The organism is Tateyamaria sp. Alg231-49 (assembly GCF_900143535.1).
Lineage (GTDB): Bacteria > Pseudomonadota > Alphaproteobacteria > Rhodobacterales > Rhodobacteraceae > Tateyamaria.
Window position 1 is genome coordinate 23,878 of the sequence record NZ_FRFA01000022.1, and the last position, 19,219, is coordinate 43,096.

Annotated in this window: 6 protein-coding genes; 2 read left to right on the top strand and 4 right to left on the bottom strand. The window is 54.8% G+C overall.

The genetic code is table 11. The annotated features are described in order from the left end of the window. Positions 1 to 189: 189 nt before the first annotated feature. Positions 190 to 723 (bottom strand): hypothetical protein, encoded by a 534-nt coding sequence (locus DHN60_RS20315; RefSeq protein ID WP_108839143.1) that lies wholly within the window; start codon positions 721 to 723, stop codon positions 190 to 192. A 34-nt stretch (positions 724 to 757) separates the two neighbouring features. Continuing rightward, positions 758 to 901, bottom strand: coding sequence for a hypothetical protein (locus tag DHN60_RS22420; protein WP_159089317.1), 144 nt, complete (start codon positions 899 to 901; stop codon positions 758 to 760). Positions 902 to 1,204: 303 nt separating this feature from the next. On the opposite strand from DHN60_RS22420, the gene DHN60_RS20320 reads away from it, so the two are divergent. Both DHN60_RS20320 and DHN60_RS20325 read left to right on the top strand, forming a co-directional pair. Continuing rightward, a complete protein-coding gene (locus DHN60_RS20320; protein WP_108839144.1) occupies positions 1,205 to 1,492 on the top strand; it encodes a hypothetical protein in 288 nt (95 codons plus the stop codon). Positions 1,493 to 1,750: 258 nt separating this feature from the next. Beyond that, entirely contained in the window at positions 1,751 to 15,715 is a 13,965-nt protein-coding gene (locus tag DHN60_RS20325; protein ID WP_234423730.1) for a hypothetical protein, read from the top strand. Here DHN60_RS20325 and DHN60_RS20330 read toward each other — a convergent pair. Both DHN60_RS20330 and DHN60_RS20335 read right to left on the bottom strand, forming a co-directional pair. Next, on the bottom strand, positions 15,712 to 17,031 hold the full coding sequence (locus tag DHN60_RS20330) for an HlyD family type I secretion periplasmic adaptor subunit (RefSeq protein WP_108839146.1): 1,320 nt from the start codon (positions 17,029 to 17,031) through the stop codon (positions 15,712 to 15,714). The genes DHN60_RS20325 and DHN60_RS20330 overlap by 4 nt on opposite strands. Further along, complete coding sequence (locus DHN60_RS20335) at positions 17,028 to 19,214, bottom strand: type I secretion system permease/ATPase (RefSeq protein WP_234423731.1); 2,187 nt, start codon at positions 19,212 to 19,214, stop codon at positions 17,028 to 17,030. The genes DHN60_RS20330 and DHN60_RS20335 overlap by 4 nt, the downstream gene beginning before the upstream one ends. Positions 19,215 to 19,219: the final 5 nt, after the last annotated feature.

Here is a 19,219-nt window from a genome sequence, read left to right on the forward strand (position 1 = left end):
GCAGAATACCACTTGGCTGAGCTCATACCCTTGGCGCCGCCCAGCCCGAACAGCTCCGGAGAGAGATCGTGGGTCCGGTTGGTCGAGACGCCGTCCTGACAGAACTGTGTTCTGTGCTTTTATGAGGGCGCCCCGAAGTACCGCTTCTTTACTGGAATAAACCGTGAAACCGTTCCGATCCTCAGATGCCTAGGTCCGGCGTTGCTTGCGAGCCCACATGCCGAAACCGGCGATAGCGGAACTCAAAAGCAAGATGTTCATCGGAAGAGGCACAGGCGATGTGTCCACTGTCTTTTCGCCCAAACCGTAGACGGAGGCGTGTGACAGGTCCTTTTTGCTGAACCAACCAAAGCCTTCGCTTGTGCCATCCAGCAGGAACGCGCCAAAGCCGTTGCCGGCCTTCAGCGTCACGACGACTTTGTCGTACTTGTCAAAGATGTCTTTGATGAATGACAGGCCTGAGTTGGTGCCGTTGATGGGCGCAACCTTGAATGGATCGTCGCCCCCGTCGTTCTTACCAATCAGGGTCCAGTCGGACTGGCCGAACATGGTCCAATTTTTGTCGATCTGGTTGGTGTCGTTGCCGGTAAAGCACTCGGCGCCAGCAGCGGATTGCATCCAGAAGTGGTTATTGCGATCGATCTCGCAAGATTGCAGGGAAGCTGCGCTGGCAGCCGTGGAGAGGCAAGCGGCGGCTAGGGCCGCAATGAGGAAACGTTGCATTTTTTTGCTTTCTGATTTGAGAAAACGGAGCGGCCTACTCGTGACCGCACCATCCGGCGCCGGGGATCGGAGTGTCTACGACACCGGAAAAGCGCCAGGCCCCGTAGTAAAACAGGGCTGAAAGGGTGATTTGCCAGAATAGCGAGATTTCATAAGCGATTTCGGGCGTGTTCAGCATGGGTGGCCTCGGTGAATTGTGGTTGGGAACAGCGAGGGAGAAAACCACTTCCAAGAGAACTAAAAACACTCCCGCGCTGACCAGACGGCATCGCTGTGGAATACTCCTGTCTGGTGTTACTCATATGCGGGTGGGTGGCGTGCCGCTCTTTTGAGAACCGGTCAATGTCTTGGGAATAGCAGTCAACAAGGGGTCTCGGGCTTTGTGTCTCGGGCGTTTGAGAGCGCCGAACGAGCCTCAGCATGTTGGCACAGACCGCGTCCAAAATGCCGAGCTTTCGGACCGATTGGAGTACACTCTTAGATGGATTTGGCCCTGGAATTTCTGCTTGATCGCTCGGAGAACTTGCGGCGGTATGGCGGTTTTCAGTTCAGTTTGGGGAAATGTCGGCGCATCGATCCAACTGATTTCTGTGGATATTGCGAACTGCACGATCCAGCCAGCCACACGACGATGACGAAGGGTCGCAAGGCGTGCGCCGTGGTGGCGGGTCTGAAAAACTTGGCTGCTGCCACGACGATGCTGAACGTTCGTTTCACACTGTCGGTTCCGAACGCCGGGATCTGCTGCATGAACCATGTGTTGAGATGATCCGTGAAACGGTTCGACAATGGTTTGACCGTTTAGGACGGATGCTCTGAGCGGAAACTCGACGACTTTGGGTGAACCGCAAGAGCGCATATGCTGAACCGTAGAAACCAATTATTATCGAAAAGGTTGAAAGCCGCTAACTCCCGACAATTCGACACAAGATGTCTTTAGAATCTGAGGTCTTCGTACTATGATTTGGACCGTGTCGGACATTTCGTTTTTTCGCCCGGCATTGTGCGATCATCGGGGGGTAAAAACTTGGCAAAAGACTTCAGTGAAACGGCGCGCGTTTTTCCGTCAGAGGCATCTCCGCAGGACCTAGCAGACGCGTTGCTTGGTGGCCCTGAAGGTTTCTCTTTGTCAATTGATACTGACGGTCTGAAAGCCATCAAGCTTCCCGAAGGCGTTGATTTCGGTCGTTTGGTTGCGATTGGGTCTGATATCCTTTTGATTCAAGAGGATGGCACTGTTGTCGTCTTGCTTGGTGGGGCAAAGAACAACTTTGTAATTCAGACCGACGGCATTGTGGTTCCGGCAAGCAAATTGAAGGAAGCAGCAGAAAAAGACGGCGATTGGGCCGCATTGTCTGACGTCAGAGACAAGTCCCTGTTCGAAATACTGAATCCTGACAGTGAAAGTTTCAACTCTGGGGAACAGGAACAGGTAGACGTAGGCGATCCTTTGATCGGACTGCCATACAACCCGCTTTTACCCCCCACTGACTACGTGCCCGAACCAAGGTTTAAAAAGGACTACTTCGGTGACAAGGGCGGCACGCCCCCCGGCGAGACGACGATCAATATCATCGGCCTTGTAGCAACCTTTGAGACGGACTCGTTTTCGACGCTCGTTCCATCTCAGTTCATTGAATTCACCGTCGAATTTGCCGATCTGGGCGAAGAGATCACCCAAGTCACACTTGAAATCGGTGGGCTGCCGCAGGGAACAGCAACAAGCGCAGGTCAGATTGTTGGCGGGGTTGGGCCGGTACAATCGCTGCAATTCACGGGTACGGTGGCACAATTTGATGCTCTGACACTGACGTTTCCGACAGACTTTTCTTCGCAAAGCCGAACAGATTTCATAGACGGCCCGCTTGATGGGAAAATCAGCCTCGTAACCAATTTCTTGGGCTCGGCCTCTTTGGATTTCCCTGTCTATGTGTTTCCCGAAGGCGATGTGGAGATTGACGACACACTGCCGGACACTGTGCCCGACGAAACGGATGCGCCGACACTGATAACGCCGGCATCCCTTTTGGTGCCGCGCGTGACGGATATTGATGGGTCCGAAGCACTTGAGACCCTTGTTCTTACGATTGAAGGCCTGCCGGGTGGGTCTGATCTGGCAAGTTTGGGGATCACCGTGCCAGCAGGTGCGACGGCGACTTTGTCAGATGCCGCGACTGGCGCGGCAACCCTCGTGTTGAGCATGGACGCCGCGAATGTTGCGGATATCGATGCGGCTTATGCCGCTTTTACTTTGACCTTGCCTGCCGACTTTTCGACTGCCAACCGATCTGACCTAAATGGCAGTTCGACAGCTTTACCGCTGTCGGTGACTTTGGATGTTCAAACGGACGAGGACCTGTCGGCGTTCACTGATACACCAACCGACGGCACAGCGACGGCAACCCGCATCATCGACATAGATTTCGAGGAAGACATTGAACTCAACGGTCCGCAGTTCCTGAGTGCGGCTGAAGATGACGGTGTGTTTAACAGCGATCAGGGTGTCGATCTTCCGCTCCAATTACAAATCGCAATCGACGACCAGGATGGTTCAGAAACTGAAAGCACGTCCGACCCAAGGTTTGCCGTCACCGTAGATGTACAGTTCAGTGACTTGCCTGCCGGAACAACCGTCAATGGTGGGCAATTGACCGGGAACAATTGGACCGGGTCGGTTGCAGAAGCCGAGGCGCTGGTTCTGTCCTTGCCCGGTAACTTTTCCGGCAGCATTCTTAACGTTGTCACGGTGAATTCGCCCGAAGGTAGCGAGCGCTTGAGCCAGGCGATCGTTATCACGCCGACGCCTGATATCGAGGTTGATGGCTTTGTTCTGGCCAGAGAAACAGATGCTGAAGTCGAGGTGCTGCTCTCCGACTTCATCGATGTGGTCATAACGGATCCATCTGAAACCCTTTCCGAGTTGAATTTTGTGCTGCCGCAAATGCCTGCAGGTATTCGAGTTGTCGACGGAACAGGCGTCGACATTCCGGGAACAGTCTCTCCTCCGGATGCTTCGGGAAACGTGACTGTTCAGATCGATTACGATGCGTCCTCTTCCACGTTCACACCGGACGAAGTTCGATTGATTTTCCCCACGGATTACTCTTCAGAAAACCCGCAGACGACGTTGGAGGCAACGCTGACGGTCACAACTGTCCAAGGTGGGATACCGAATGTTCCAGTGACCGCCCTTGTTCCTGTGCTGGTCGACTTTGAGGGTGACGTTCAGGTTGATGACGCGCAACTAACGCTGCAAGAGACGGATGCCGCGATCACATTTCGCCCCGTCGACAGCATCCTGCCCGTCGCGACGGACCTTGATGGGTCTGAGAGCCTGACCCAGATTTCGTTTGTGGTGAACAGTGTTCCCGCCGGCACGCGGGTGTCAGAGGACGGTGGAAACACGTTCCAATCCGTTCCCAGTTCTTATGCGTTTCTCGGTTCGCCTGCGGCTTATGCAGACCTCGTGATCGAACTGCCAAGAGATTTTTCCACTGAGAATCCGGCGACCACGCTGTTTGCAGAAGTTGCCGCCATTTCGGACGAAGGTGGTTCCGACATTGGGCGTTTGGATATCACCGTTGATTTCGAGCTCGACGTCATTCTGACTGCTCCGCCAACCGTTACAGCGCTGGAGGATGGTAACGGTCTGGACGGTGACGGTGTAACCGTGGCGCTGGGCATTTCCGTGATGGCCGAAGACATTGACGGATCCGAGGACACGACATTTGTCGAAATCACATTTGTCGACATGCCAGATGGGGTGACGTTTTCGTCTGGCAGCTATGACAGCGCAACATCTGTCTGGACCGGGACAATGGGGAATGCCAACGCCCTGAGCGTGCGTTTCCCGGGCGACTATTCCGGCGACGTGACGGCCCAGATTGCGGCCATCGGGCCGGAAGGCCGGGTTGATGTGTCTCAAATCATCAGCATCACTCCAACCGGGGACATTGATTTCAATGTTACCGAACTGGTTTCGGCAGAAACCGATGCACCGGTCATCGTCAGCCCTTCGGCTGCATGGAAAGTGTCTATCAGTGATCTTGACGCAAACCTGCCTCTCGAAGTCCTCGATACGGTGACGTTGTCGCTTCAAGGGCTGCCCGCAGGTGTGGTTGCCTTGGGCGTTCCTGCTGGAACCGTTACCTATGATGACGCCGCGGGTGGCGCGTTCGTCTTTACTGGTACCGAAGCCGAGTATCTCGCACTGCAATTGAGCTTTCCGGCGGACTACTCCACCGAAAGCCCAAGCGCGGATGGCTTGACGATCGACGGGACCTTGATGGCGACATCGACCGAAGATGCTGCCGGGCAAACCACGCCTGTTAGCTTGCGCATCACGGCTGAAGGCGACGTGCTGATCGATGACACATTGCCTGACACTGTTCCTGACGAAACGGATGGCGTCACACCACTTGTTCCGTCGCAGTTGCTCTTGCCTTCTGTGCCGGATGCCGATGGGGCCGAACAGTTGCAATCATTGGTTTTGACGATCGAGGGGTTGCCCGCCGGGTCGACGCTCGCAAGCTTGCTCATCACCGTTCCAGCTGGCGCAACGGGCAGCATCGTCACTGATGCGACCACGGGTGCCTCCACGCTGGTTCTGTCGATGGACAGTGCCGGTGTTGGTGATGTGGCCGCAGCTTATGATGCGTTCATTCTCACGCTGCCCGTTGATTTTTCGACGGCAAACAGGACGGACCTCACGAACGGAGATACCGCGCTGCCGTTGAACATCCAACTGGATGTGCAAACCGATGAAGATCAGGATCCAAACAGCGATACCCCAGTCGATGGAACCGCCACCGCCAGCCGCTTCGTGGACATTGGGTTTGAGCTGGATGTTGATCTGACGGCGCCTGCCTCTGTGGCAGGAACAGAGGATGGTGATGGTACGGGCATAACAGTTGACTTGGAAATTTCGGTCGCACCGACCGACATCGACGGGTCAGAAGATAGCACCACAGTCGAAATCGCCTATCAGGATTTGCCTGCCGGGGCAGTTTTTTCAGCTGGCACCTATAACGCCGTCACTGGCATCTGGGCCGGGTCCATGGCCGAGGCCAACGCTCTGACATTGTTCCTTCCAGAGGACTACTCTGGGACGATCACCAGCGTTATCACGGCGGTGTCTCCGGAGGGATCAACGGACACACCGCAAGAGATCGTTATCGCGCCAGCAGGCGACATCGTTTTTGATGTCGAGGAACTGGTTGCTGTAGAAACAGATGCCACCGTTACCGTCACGCCGTCTGGCTCATGGTCGGTTGATATCGACGACACCGACCCGGGCACGCCAGCAGAAACGATCGATACTGTAACACTGACACTGAACAATGTGCCCGCGGGAACTTTTGCAAATGGTGTGCCGGCATCAACGATCACCTTTCCGCCCGCGGGCGGCACATTGGTGTTTACCGGAACAGAGGCCCAGTACCTCGCATTGGATCTCGTATTCCCACAGGACTTCTCAACCGAAAGTCCGGACAGTGATGGTCTGACGATTGATGGCACTCTGGCCGTAACCTCGACCGAAGATCCTACAGGTGCAGATGTGCCTGTATCGTTGCGCATCACCCCGGAAGGCGATGTCGAGATTGATGACACGTTGCCCGATACTGTGCCCGATGAAACGGATGCGACGACGCTGATCACGCCTGCATCGCTGCTCTTGCCAAGCGTAACGGACAGTGATGGTTCCGAGGCGCTTGAAACTCTGGTCCTGACAATCGAAGGCTTGCCGGGTGGGTCCACTCTGGCGGGGTTGGGGATCATTGTGCCCGCAGGTGCGACGGCGACCCTAGCAGATGACGCCACAACCGGGGCGGCAACGCTTGTGCTTAGCATGGACTCGGCAAGTGTTGCCGACATTGAAGCTGCTTATGCCGCCTTTACACTGACACTCCCCGCCGATTTTTCGACGGCCAACAGGTCCGATCTTGCAGGAAATGCGACCACTCTACCGCTGTCTTTGACCGTGGATGTGCAGACAGACGAAGATCTGGATGCAAACAGTGACACGCCCAACGACGGCACGGCCACAGTAACCCGCATCGTTGATATCGGGTTCGAGGAAGATATCGACCTGACCGCACCGCTGAGGATCGACGCCAAGGAAGGCGATGGTGATCCGGGCGATCCCGATTTGGGCACAGACGTGGCCTTGGGGATTATGATCGACATCACTGATGCTGATGGGTCAGAAACCGAAGATCCGTCAGATCCGCGTTTTGTGGCACAAGTTTCCATCGCCTTTAATACGCTTCCCGCTGGTACAACGGCGAACGCCGGCAGTCTCGTTGGTGATGACTGGACGGGCACAGTGGCTGAAGCCGAGGCCTTGGTTCTGTCGCTGCCGGGCAACTACAACGGCACCATCGACAGCTTGATCACCGTCACTACACCCGAGGGCTCTGAAACCGTCAGTCAAACCATTTTCGTTGAACCGACACCTGACATCGTGATTGACGGTTTCATCGAAGTCGATGAGACCGATTTGCCCGTTGAAGTCCTGTTGTCTGATTTCATCAATATCACCGTAGATCCCAGTGAAACCATCCAGTCTTTGACATTCGATCTTGACGGATTACCCAGCGGCGTGCGGGCCGTTGACAGTAATGGCACGGATATTCCTGGAGTCGTCAGCGACAATGGCAACGGCACCGCGGACTTGCTATTTTTGTTCCCAGACGCAGGCGTGCCACTGGCCGATGTACGTCTGATCTTCCCAACCGATTACTCGACAGAGAACCCGGCGGTGACCTTGTTGGCCGACCTGTCTGTAACGACAAACGAGGGCACAGTGGATGGGCAAATCCCTGTCATTGTGAACGCTGAAGGTGACGTAACCGTTGATGACGGCTTGGTATCGCTGGATGAAACGGATGCTGTTGTCACGTTCAAGCCATCCGACACGATCGTGCCGACACCGACGGATATCGATCTGTCGGAGAGCATAGACAGTGTAACGGTCATATTCTCCAACTTGCCTGCAGGAACGCGTTACTCGACAGATAACGGCGGCTCGTTTTCAGCCGCGACACCATCATTGCAGGTGCAAGGAACTCTTGCGGAATATGGACAACTTGTCATTGAATTGCCGGCTGATTTTTCCACTGAAAACCCGGCGACAACCCCACAGGCGCAAGTGGTCGCAGTTACCGATGAACGGGGTACTGATCAGGGTATTTTGACGATTGAGGTGAGCGCTGAAGGTGATTTGCAAATCAGCGGCCCGGGAACCATTGCACTAGATGAAAACGATGCACCGGGCGACACGGACGAAGATTCGACGACCCAAGTTCCACTAGACTTCAAGGTCGTGAATGCTGTCAGTGGCACTGCGACAGATGCGGATGGATCGGAATCCATCGCCCAAGTCGATGTGCAGATCGCAAACCTACCTGATGGTACGCTCTATTCCTTGAACGACGGGACCTCTTTTCAAGCGGTGCCGGTCGGCGCGTCGTTCATCTTGAACGGCCTGAGTGAAGCTGAATTCTCAGACCTGGTCATTCGCTTGCCTGCAGATTTCTCAACGGCCGTCGATATCACGGGCACCGCAACATTTACGACGGACGAGGCGTTGCTTGCTGGCGAGACGGACACAGATGGTACCGATGGCATTGAGACGGCGCCTTTCACCGTCACAGTTGCATCTGAACAAGACGTTGAGATCACCACAGCAGACATAACGGTCATTGAGGATTTGGGACAGTTTATCCCATTGAACCTAGATGCTGCTGTTACTGACATCGACATGTCAGAGTCGATAACCGCGATTACTGTTGATTTTGCAGGTCTCCCCACAGGAGATACAGAATTGAGTGGTGGCATCATTGTGAATGGCCCCACGGCCCAGTGGACCGGAACTCTGGCAGAGTTGCAGGCGCTTGGCATCGAAAGTTTCCCGACCCATTTTTCTGGCGTTGTCGACATCACGGTCACGGTACAGACCGATGAAGGCGTCGCCGCCGGAACGTCCGAAAGTTTCAAGCTGAATGTAACGCCAGTGGCGGAACCGACGGTGGTTCTGTCGGTCGATGATAGCACCGCAAACGTGGACGCTCTCGGGCCTGACAATTTCATCGTGGATGAGGACACGTCCTTTTTGTTGACGATTGATGCTCAGACGCCGGATCAGGACGGATCCGAGCAGTTGACGCAGATCGTGGTTGAAAACATTCCGGCAGGGTGGGTTCCCTCAACCGGTGGCGTGATCGATCTGACCTTGTTTGAACGCGGGCAAGCTGACGTTGCCAGCGCAACCATTGCTGGCACGACTCTGACCATCGCCTTGGTCCCGGGGGTAACCGTTTTTGACGGCGCGCTGCGCGTTGTGCCACTGGCAGACGACGACAGAGACGTCGAAACGATTGTTGGCGACGATCTGATCGCGACGGTAACGGCCGAAGATTCTGCGGCCACGCTGCCGACAGACACCGAAACGGATGCGGATGGCGTCGACGTGGATGTCGATGCGATCGTGGATTCAGCGACACTGAGCAGCGCAGATACTTCAAAAAATGAAAACCGCACGGGTCAGCGCAGCATCGATATCGATCTGACTGGAGTGTCTCTGAGCGACACGGACGGGTCCGAAGTGTTTTCCTCGCTTGAATTGACCATCTCGGTCGCGACTGAAAGCGATAACTTTGACCCTTCAGACAATAGCCAGCTTTTGTTGCGGGTGTCTGATAGTGCACTCCGGGGTTTTGCTACGATCACTCAAACCGGATCGACGACTGACAGCGTGACTTATGAGATCACGCCATCGGCGACGGCAACAAACGATCAGTTCAGTTCCGCGCTTGAGTCACTGCAAATCCGCGTGCCTCAGCATTTTAGCGGCGTGTTTACGACCGACGGAACGCTGTCATGGAACGAAACTCAGACCGGCGATGTCGAAGATGACGCGTCCGACAATTTGGCAACGGCAACGTTCCAGAATACACAGACCATGAGGCCACTGGCCGAAGCTGATCTTACGGCTGGTGTGTTCGTAACGTTGGCTTCCTTTGTTGAAAATGGCAGTCCCACTGTTGTTTCAGCGACGGTCGAAGACGGTTCGATCAGCCCAACTGACATTTTGACCTTGTTGGAAAGCACCGGGGATGGGTCGGGACCGGGGGAGGTGGACTTTTTTGTCAGCTTCGATGCTTCGACCCCAGACACGGACGGCTCCGAGCAGCTCGAGACCCTTGTGATCGAAAATGTCCCAACAGATTGGGTCAGAGACATCCTGAGTGGAACAACCATTCTGGACGCTGCGTTCTTTGAGACGAACGGAACAACGCCTTTGTCAGCGTCGGAGTTGGCCAAGATTTCGACAGCGGAATACGATGCCGGAACCGGGCAAATCACACTGACATTCGTCCCCGACGTGACAAGCTTTGAAGCGGCGTTGCAGTTGCGTCCAACACTGTACGAAGACTACGATGTAGACCGAAACGACAGCGATATGTTCACTGCCGCGGGCAGCTTTTTTGGCGACGATCTGCGGATTGTTCTGAATAGCACCGACGACAATTCGGCAACGACGGACGATCAACAATCAGATGCGACGTTCGATGTGGATGTCAATCCGGTGAACAACAACTCGATCATTGTCAGCCTGCCTGTCGGGAATGAGGCCGTCATCGACGCCACAAACACCGGACAGGGCGGCACTTGGGACATTCCGATTTTCTTTGAACGTAATGATCAGGACGGATCGGAAACGATATCCGCGCTCGTGATTCGAAATCTACCACAGTCCGTATCTGTCTACGTCCCCACGCAGCCCCTTAATCCCGATGGGAACTACAAACCTGCATTGATCACGACGATCAATCCGGATGGAACGGTTGATTGGAGCCTTCAGAACCAAGAGTGGGAAAACGCGCAGTTGCGAGGTCTTCCACTGCACTACGCGGGTGACGATCCAATCACCTTTGAGGTGGTCACGACGGAATTTGATGGTGGGGGCACTGGTTCAACCACTCTGGCCGTGAACTCGAGGGTGGATCCAGTTGCAGACGGCGGCGACCCATCTGAGACGGAGAGCGGGCTCGAAGATTCTGCAATTCTTGTTGTATTGGACGGGAATATTATCGACCAAACGCCAGAATCTCCCGAAGCCGTTTTGCAGGGATTCGTCATCTCGAATGTCCAGCCGGATTCGTTTGGTCGGTTGCCGCGGTTCTTTGATGGGCTTCCGGCCCCCGACCCATCATCTGCCTCAGGCTTTTCCAATGAAATTTTCTTTTTGAACGGTGTTGCTCTCATCTTACCGGACGTTGCGCCCAGGTTGTATGTGGTGCTCGGGCAAGACTCTAACGAAACAGTTACGTTCGATGTAAGTGGTGAGTATTTTGAGACCATCGACATTACAGAATTTACGACGGGTACGGGAACGGTCACGGTTGAGGTAAAGGGGGTCGCCGACCCAGCAACAGTTGTGACACAGGAGGAAGACCCAGATCAAACAACTGGTGTACCTGTCATCGCTAAGGCAGACGTCAATGCCGAGTATCGTCCAAACAATGACGATACTGATGGCGACGGCATCAGTGACGGCTCAAACGTCGACAATTACAACCGAATCTATGGCTATGCCGGCAACGACAATGGTCCGTTCCTGCTTGATAAACGCCTGACGAATGATGCGCTCGAACTGGGAGCAGTTGAAGCCGCCGACCAGGGTAAAGATGTCTATGAGACTGCGACTTCTCTTGACGGTGACAAGGCCGAAATTCTCGTTACCTATCCGGATACATCAGTGGACTTCGATCCGTCAGAAGCACTGTATTTCGTGATTTCGGGGCTGACGCCTGGGGTAACTCTTACCGGTGGTACGCCCGTTGATCCCAGTGGTGAAACCTATCTGGTTACGCAATTTCAACTTCCCAACATTGCGTTTGTGCCGGAGGCAGTTACCGAAGTTACCTACTACGATCTGGAGCTGAATGCGATTGTTGTCGAAGACGACGCAGACCTGCAACTCTATGCAGATTCGCTCCCATTCTCGGAGCAACCCGGTAATCCAGGTTTCGATCTGGACGATTTTCTGACAGCAATTGACCAGTTGGTTGGAGTCGATGTCCAGAAAGAAGGTTTCACAGTCGTCGTTGTACCTGAGGATGGAGACGGCGGCGAAACTTGTCCGCCTGACGAGCTGGAGTTGCCAATCCTTTCGCTTGAAGGGCCGTTGGTCGAAGACGAGCAGGGGACTCTGAAACTTGGCCTGACACCGAACGCCCAATATCAGACGCTAGGTGACTTATTGACATTGCCCTTGGGCATTTCTGGTGACCTAGGTATCGCCATCGACTTGCCTGCCGGTTCAAGCTTGTCGAGTTCGCCTGCTGGCGCTGTTCTGTATGATCCTGTCACCGGAAAATGGGCGATTGATCTTGAGGAATTGATCGGGAACAACACAGGGGATACAGTTTCAGAAGGCAGCCTTCTGTTTACGCCACCTCCCCACGAGTCGAGCCCCTCAAACCCATTCCCGGTCGACGAGACCTTTGGCGATTTGGACGACGCCAGCGGCTACAGCTACGATGAACTGGATAGTCTCGACTATACGATCATCCTAAACAACATCACTTGTGGGTCAGTAACTGCGGCCGACCGCAGCTTCGCAATCGACATTCAACCGGTGGTCGACGGCCCTGACATGATCTTCAACGGAAGTGGGTCATTTCTCGAAGACACAGTCTATGTGCCGGATATTGAAATCAGTGGTGTTGACGGCGGCGAGCGTGCTGTCGGCGGCGTGGTTATCGGACTCGACGGTGACAGCGGTGGCGATCTGTACTTGAATGGCGTGCTCTTGACCCCTGACTCGGTGGATTCTGGTGCCGGGGACAAGACGTACAATATCGGCCTGGCAGACGTCGAAAATCTGTCGATCACCGCACAGCAACACTACAGTGGCCCGTTGACAATTACCGTCACAGCAACGTCCGAAGACCTTACTGGCGCAACACCGTTGACAAAATCCACCACCGAGACCCGGACGGTTCTGGTCGAAGCGGTCGCCGATGTGCCCGAGATTATCTTCCGTGACGATCTCGTACCTCCTGATCCTGATACCGGCCTGCCCTATGTTGATCTTTCCGGCTCCCTTCCCGTTTTGACAATAATTGAGGACGTCCCTTTCAAGTTAGAAGATGCATTTGATGTTATTTTGCCGGATCAGGATGGCTCGGAAATCGCTTCTGTCATCATAGGTAGTACGACACGGCCGGTCCCGGACTATGCTGTTCTGACTGCGCCCCCAGGTTCAACGCTCATCAATAACGGCGATGGTACTTATACCGTTGGTGCAGACCAGCTACAGACTGTCAGCATCAGCTTACGGGACGAACACGCGCGCACTCCGGATGAATTTGATCCCGGGATCGGCGCCGACATTCCGCTTAGCATCAAAGTGATCACCTACGAACTCTCAAATGCGGATGAGACTGAAGCGACACAGGATTTTGTGTTCCGGGTCAGGCCAGATGCAGACGTGCCGACCGTTTCCGCCACGATTGTCCCGACGATGGGCGTTGAAGACGACCCTGATCCTTATGAGTTCACAATCACCGGTACGACGCCCGACCAGCACGAAGAAATGTCATTTGAGATTTCAAACATACCTGTGGGCGGTAAGATATTTGTTGGAACTACAGAAGTAACGGTCTCCGGAGGGGTAGCTGTCATAGATAGCAAACCGGGCGCATCGATTCCTAGCGTATTTGCCTTTGAGCCTGTGGATACCGTAACCTTTGTCCCACCTGCCGATTTTGCCGGAAATGTTGCGTTCGAAGTGCGCGCTATTACGACAGATTCGACAGATCCGGGCTCCATCTTCCTCGACACGGAGCCTTCCGCCCCTGCTAGTGTTACGCTCGATATTGAAGTTGCGCCTGATCTGGTCGTTACGGTCGACGATACCCTCGTCGATTTTGACGAGACTGACGCCATTGTGCAGTATAAACCCTACGATGGTTTCACAATCGACGTTACTGACAATGAGACGTCAGGCGGACCCGAGTTTGTAGATAGCATAACCTATACGTTGACAGGTGTTCCGTCCAACATCACGTGGTCGGGTTTGACTGACCCAAGCCTTGTAACAGTCACCAACAACGTTCTGACATTCAGTGCAACTGGCTCAACTTCTCAAACTGAATTTGAAGCACTGGTTCTTGAGTTCCCGCAAGATTTTTCAACGGAGAGCCGCAATGACTTGACGCCGGGGCCGTTGGCTGCAGAACTTAACGTCACGACAAATGAAAATGGCGATGTCACGGTTAACAATCAGATCGACATCGGGAAAACTGAAGACCTTGATTTCGCAGTGGTTACCCAGAGCGTGGTACTAACTGAGACAGATGCCGAAGTTGATTTTTCACCGTCCACTGCTGTTCAAGCACAGGCGACGGACCAGGATGGTTCGGAAAGCTCCACAATTGATCTCGTTATTGTGGACGTGCCTCTTGGCACCAGTTGGACAGGGACCGGTGTCACACTCAATGGCAATGATTTGGAATTCAGGGGCGATGATGCGGAATATGCAGCTCTGGTCATTCATTTCCCTGCCGATTGGGCAACCAACGGAACACCATTGGACGCTTCGATTAATGTGACAACGAACGAAGGTGGCGCAAATAACGCAATGTTTACCATTGACGCAAATGGTACGCCGGATGTGACGGCTACTGTGACACCTGTCGACCAGGTACAGACCGGCAATTCAACCACACTGGATCTTGGTGTTGTTGTTGAGGTGACACCGACCAGCGCGGCCGATTACGAATGGGTCGAAGAGGTGGTTATAAACTTCGACGATCCTTTGCCAGCTGGAACAACAGTGTTGCCGCCGGAAGCAACATTGGTTGGCCAAAAGCTAACCCTCAGTGGAGGTGTAGCAGGCAACCAACCAGCGTTCCTGGCGCTTGTCTCCGCGCTGGCAATCGTTGTGCCAGGTGATTTTGTTGGGGATATCACCGGAGAGGTTGAGGCCTCGTCCAACCACGGTGATCTGATGGCTGCAGTCCCATTCACAGCTAATGTGACCGACGATGGCCCTCCGGTGATCACTCCACCGCCAATAGAGATCAATTCGACCGACGCTATGTTTGCGGTTCCTTTTGCAGATCTTCTAACGAACGCAACCGATGCAGACCTACCTTTGGATATTCAGAACGTGGGTTCGTCGGATGCTCAAATTCAGGTCTCGCTTGGTGCCAATCAAGTGCTCGTTACGGCACCCAATGGCTTTGTTGGACAACCAAATTTGACTTTCGACGTGGTCGATGCAGATGGGGCATCCAGTGCGTCAAGCGCCGTTTTGGACATAAACACCCTGCACATGGTCGACACTGGCACAGACGTCACTGATCCCGGCGGCGTAGACATGTATAATTTACTAGGCGATGTCACCGGTGGATCGGGCGTGGGTGATATCGCCCTTGGAACGGCAGGAGATGATGGTGTCGTTTTGTCCGGGTCCGCGCCTTATACCGACATCGAAGGGTTTGACTTGATGGGCGGGTCTGACTTTATCGACCTTTCGGCTGCAACAAGTGGCTTCAAGATCACTTTGGGTGACGGCAATGACTGGGCAATTGGCGGTGCTGGGGTTGACGATATTTCCGGGGGAGATGGCAATGATATCCTTCAAGGTGGCGGCGGAAGCGACATTCTGACCGGTGGGGCAGGGCAGGACGTGTTTGTTCTGACGGACCTCACGGCATCCGATGTTATTTCGGATTTCGATGTGCCGGACGGTTTGATCGTCCCAATGGGTGTGGATCAGATTGATCTGACTGCACTGGTCAGCCTGTCGGTGGGCGAGGTGCTCGCCGATCAAGTGGATTACGACAATGTGTCGGGCGATCTGAACGTGAATGGCAATACGGTTGCGAATGTGACGGCCTCGACCGGAGGGTTCGCACAAGAGGTTGAAGTCATCTTCACTGATGCCAGCAATGCGCAGGCGACGGCGATAATCTAGCGTTCTCGCAAAGCCTCAAGGCGGGCTTTGCGGAAGGGCTTGAGCATGTAATCAAGTACGGTGCGTTCGCCTGTCAAAATGTCGACGGACGCGACCATGCCGGGGCGAATTTGCAGAACCGTGTCACCGCGGCTGAGGCTGTTGCCTTCGGTTTCAACGATAATGGGGAAATAGATCTCACCTGTTGTTTCGTCCTGCTCGGCATCGGCCCCGACACGCACAACCCGGCCGTTCAGCGCGCCATAAACGGTGAAATCGAACGAGGTGAGTTTCACGCTGGCTTCGAGATCAGGCCGTATGAACGCGATGTCTTCGGGGCGCACGCGTGCTTCGACCTGCAACAAATCGTCCATGGGAACGATACGCAGAACCTCTTCGCCCGGTGCGATGACTGCGCCAATTGTATGCACGTTCAATGCAGAAACGACGCCATTCACAGGGGCTCGGAGGGCCGCGCGCTGCACTACATCGGATGCGCTTTTTAGGCTCTCTTCGATGACACTGAGCTGGTTGAGTGTATCGGAGCGCTCAATGTTGATTTCGGCACGTCGTTGCAGTTCGGCCTCCACCAATCGTGCTTCTGCTTCTGCCAGAGCGGTTTTTGCCTGCTCTTTTCGACTAAGCAACCCGTCGCGTTCTTGCCGCTTGCTGGATCGCTCGCGCTCGATCGGAAGGATTTGAACGCGCGGTACGATACCGCTGTCGGTTTTGATCTGAATTTCCTCGTCCAGCAGCGCGATGTTTTCGGCCACCCTGTCCATGGCGGCTTCAAGCTCGGAAATTTCCTGCTCGCGTTGCTGCGCTTGCGCCTCAAGGACGACCCGCTGGCCGAGGTAAGAGGCAGTCCGGCTTTCAAACAAGGCGATTTCGCGCACCGCCAATGGGCTATCAAGTTCGATATTCGTGGATGAAAAATCAGGGGCATCGGGGCCGACAAGTTCTGCGGCCAATCGCAAACTGCGCGCGCTCAGGGCTTTTTGCTGCGCGCGCAACTCTCCCAGATTTGCAGCGGATCCGGTGTCGTCCAGCCGGGCTAGGATCTGACCTGCGGTCACTTCATCGCCTTCTGAAACAAGGATATCCCGGACGATTCCACCTTCCAAGCTTTCAACGGTCCGCGCTTGGCCCGAAGGGACAACCCGCCCATCGGCCCGTGCAACTTCTTCAATTCTGGCAAATGCGGCCCATGCGATGCCAACACAGACCATAAGGACCACGATCAGCAAAAAGATGAACAACGCACCCGAAGGCCGACCCAAACGTGTGGCGTCCCGCCCATCGGTAAAATCGATGATGTCCCAATCGCGACTGCTCAAACCGTGGTTCTTTCTTCATTGCGCTGCAATCGTTCAAGGACCTGCGCCTTTGGGCCGTCCATGACCAGCGTGCCGCGATCCAATAGAATGAGCCTGTCGACGAGTTCGAGTAGTCCCATGCGGTGGGTCGAAACAATCAGCGTCATTGGCCACTGCTCCAAAACCCGCGCCAAGCTTTGGACAAACATTATTTCGCTTTGTGTGTCCATCGACGACGTGGGTTCATCAAGGATCAACACACGAGGGCGGGGAAGTATCGCGCGAGCAAGGGCAACCATCTGACGCTGTCCACCAGACAGGTTTCGCCCCCGTTCTGTAATGGGCATGGCGAACCCTTGGGGATGGGCCGCAGCGATCCGGTCCACTCCTGCCAATCGCGCAACACGCATCAGTTCTTCGCTCGACGCCTGTGGCATGCCGAAGGCGATGTTTTCCGCCAACGTGCCAGAAAACAGCACAGCTTCTTGCGGAACGAGTTGCACATCGCGCCGCAACCGGGCTGAGCCAAGTTGAGACATGTTCAATCCGTCGAGCAAAACCATGCCTTCGGTTGGCGCATAGAGCCCGGACAATGTTCGGACCAAACTGGTTTTGCCCGCTCCGACCGGACCAACGATCCCAATCTTTTCCTGCCCACTTGCCGTCAGAGAAATGTTTTGAATAGCAGGCATTTTGGCGCTGGCATATTGAAGGCTCACGTCGCGCAACTCAAATGCGCCGTCCTCAGTGATCGCCGCAACGGACGTGTCGGGCACTGATTTGTCAGACGCACGTGCCATCAGCGCGTTCAGGCTGCGCAACGTCGATACGGCGAACCCTGCGCGTACAAACAGACCGGCCAATGCGGCGGTCGGGGCCATCGCCCGGCCAGACAAAATCATGGCGGCAATCACCGCCCCCATGGTGAGGTTGCCTTCGAGGGCGAGGTACACGCCGATGATGACAATTCCGATGGAGGAGACTTGTTGTGCCAGTCCCGTCACTGTCGTCGCAAAGTTTGCCAACCTTTTGCTGCGTTCCTGGGCGCGCGCGCTTTCCGCAACTTGCCGTTCCCAACGGGCTTGCATGCGGTTCTGTCCGGAAATGGACTTAAGAGTTTCAAGATCGGTGATCGCTTCGACCGCGACTGCGTTTTTGACCCCGCTTGTCTGCCTTGCTGCGTTTGACGCCGAACGCAGAGGCGCCAGAATGATCAAGCCCATCAAGATAACAATGCCCATCGCAATAGCGGGTGGCCACGCGAGGGGGCCACCGATGTAGGCGATCACTGCAATGAAAAGAAAGGAAAATACCAAGTCGGTCAGGGATGCCAGTGTTTGCGAAGAAAAGAAATCGCGAACCTGTTCGTAGTCTTTGAGGTTGTTGATCATCGTGCCTGCTGGTTGCGCTTCGGCATCCAGCCTGAGATCGGCGATGTGCCTGAACAACTCTGATGAGACGGCAAGGTCGACGCGTCGTGACACCTGATCGACGACACCGGCCCTGATCCATTTTAGGATCGCATCGAACCCAAGAGCGAGGCCAACACCAAGGACAAGAGACCACAAGGTGATGATGGCGGCATTTGGGAACACACGGTCGTACACGTTCATCGTGAAGATCGGAACAGCCAGCGCAAGCACGTTGATCAGGGCGGAGGCAAGCACGACCTGTCCGAAATCAGGCCAGAACTTGGAGACAACGCTCCAATACCAATGACGGACCGGTGTTTGCACAGACGCTTCTGGATCGTGCTGAACGTCCATTTGAAACAGCAGAGTGTGGCCGGAATATGCGTCTTCGAGTTCGGCAATTGGAATTTCTAAAACACTGTCTGAACGCGTTGGCCAGATGACGCTTGCGGTTTTCGAATTCTGGCTGACTAGCACGCATGCATTGCGGTCGTCCGTAAACAAAACAGCCGGAAGAACGGAACCGGGCAGGTCCCGGATTGCACGGCGGGTGATATGCGCTCTGAAGCCGTGTGCTTCCAATGCGCGTACAGCAGTTTTGGGGGACAGTTTGCCTTCCCCGTCCAGAGCAATGCCAAGAACCAACGCGTGCTCGCCAACGTCCCGGCCTCGCAAGCGCAGGCATGTCGAAATCGCAGCTGCAAGCGGATCGCGCGGGGTTTCTTTGAAGGACCAATCGCGTTGTTTTTCAACCGGCGCGGCATGTCGAACGACCTTTGGCGATACCGTCACGCGCT

Bases quoted from the DNA above. Each gene is read 5' to 3' on its own strand.
- DHN60_RS22420 (WP_159089317.1), bottom strand. From the start codon at position 901: ATGCTGAACACGCCCGAAATCGCTTATGAAATCTCGCTATTCTGGCAA.
- DHN60_RS20320 (WP_108839144.1), top strand. From the start codon at position 1,205: ATGGATTTGGCCCTGGAATTTCTGCTTGATCGCTCGGAGAACTTGCGG.
- DHN60_RS20315 (WP_108839143.1), bottom strand. From the start codon at position 723: ATGCAACGTTTCCTCATTGCGGCCCTAGCCGCCGCTTGCCTCTCCACG.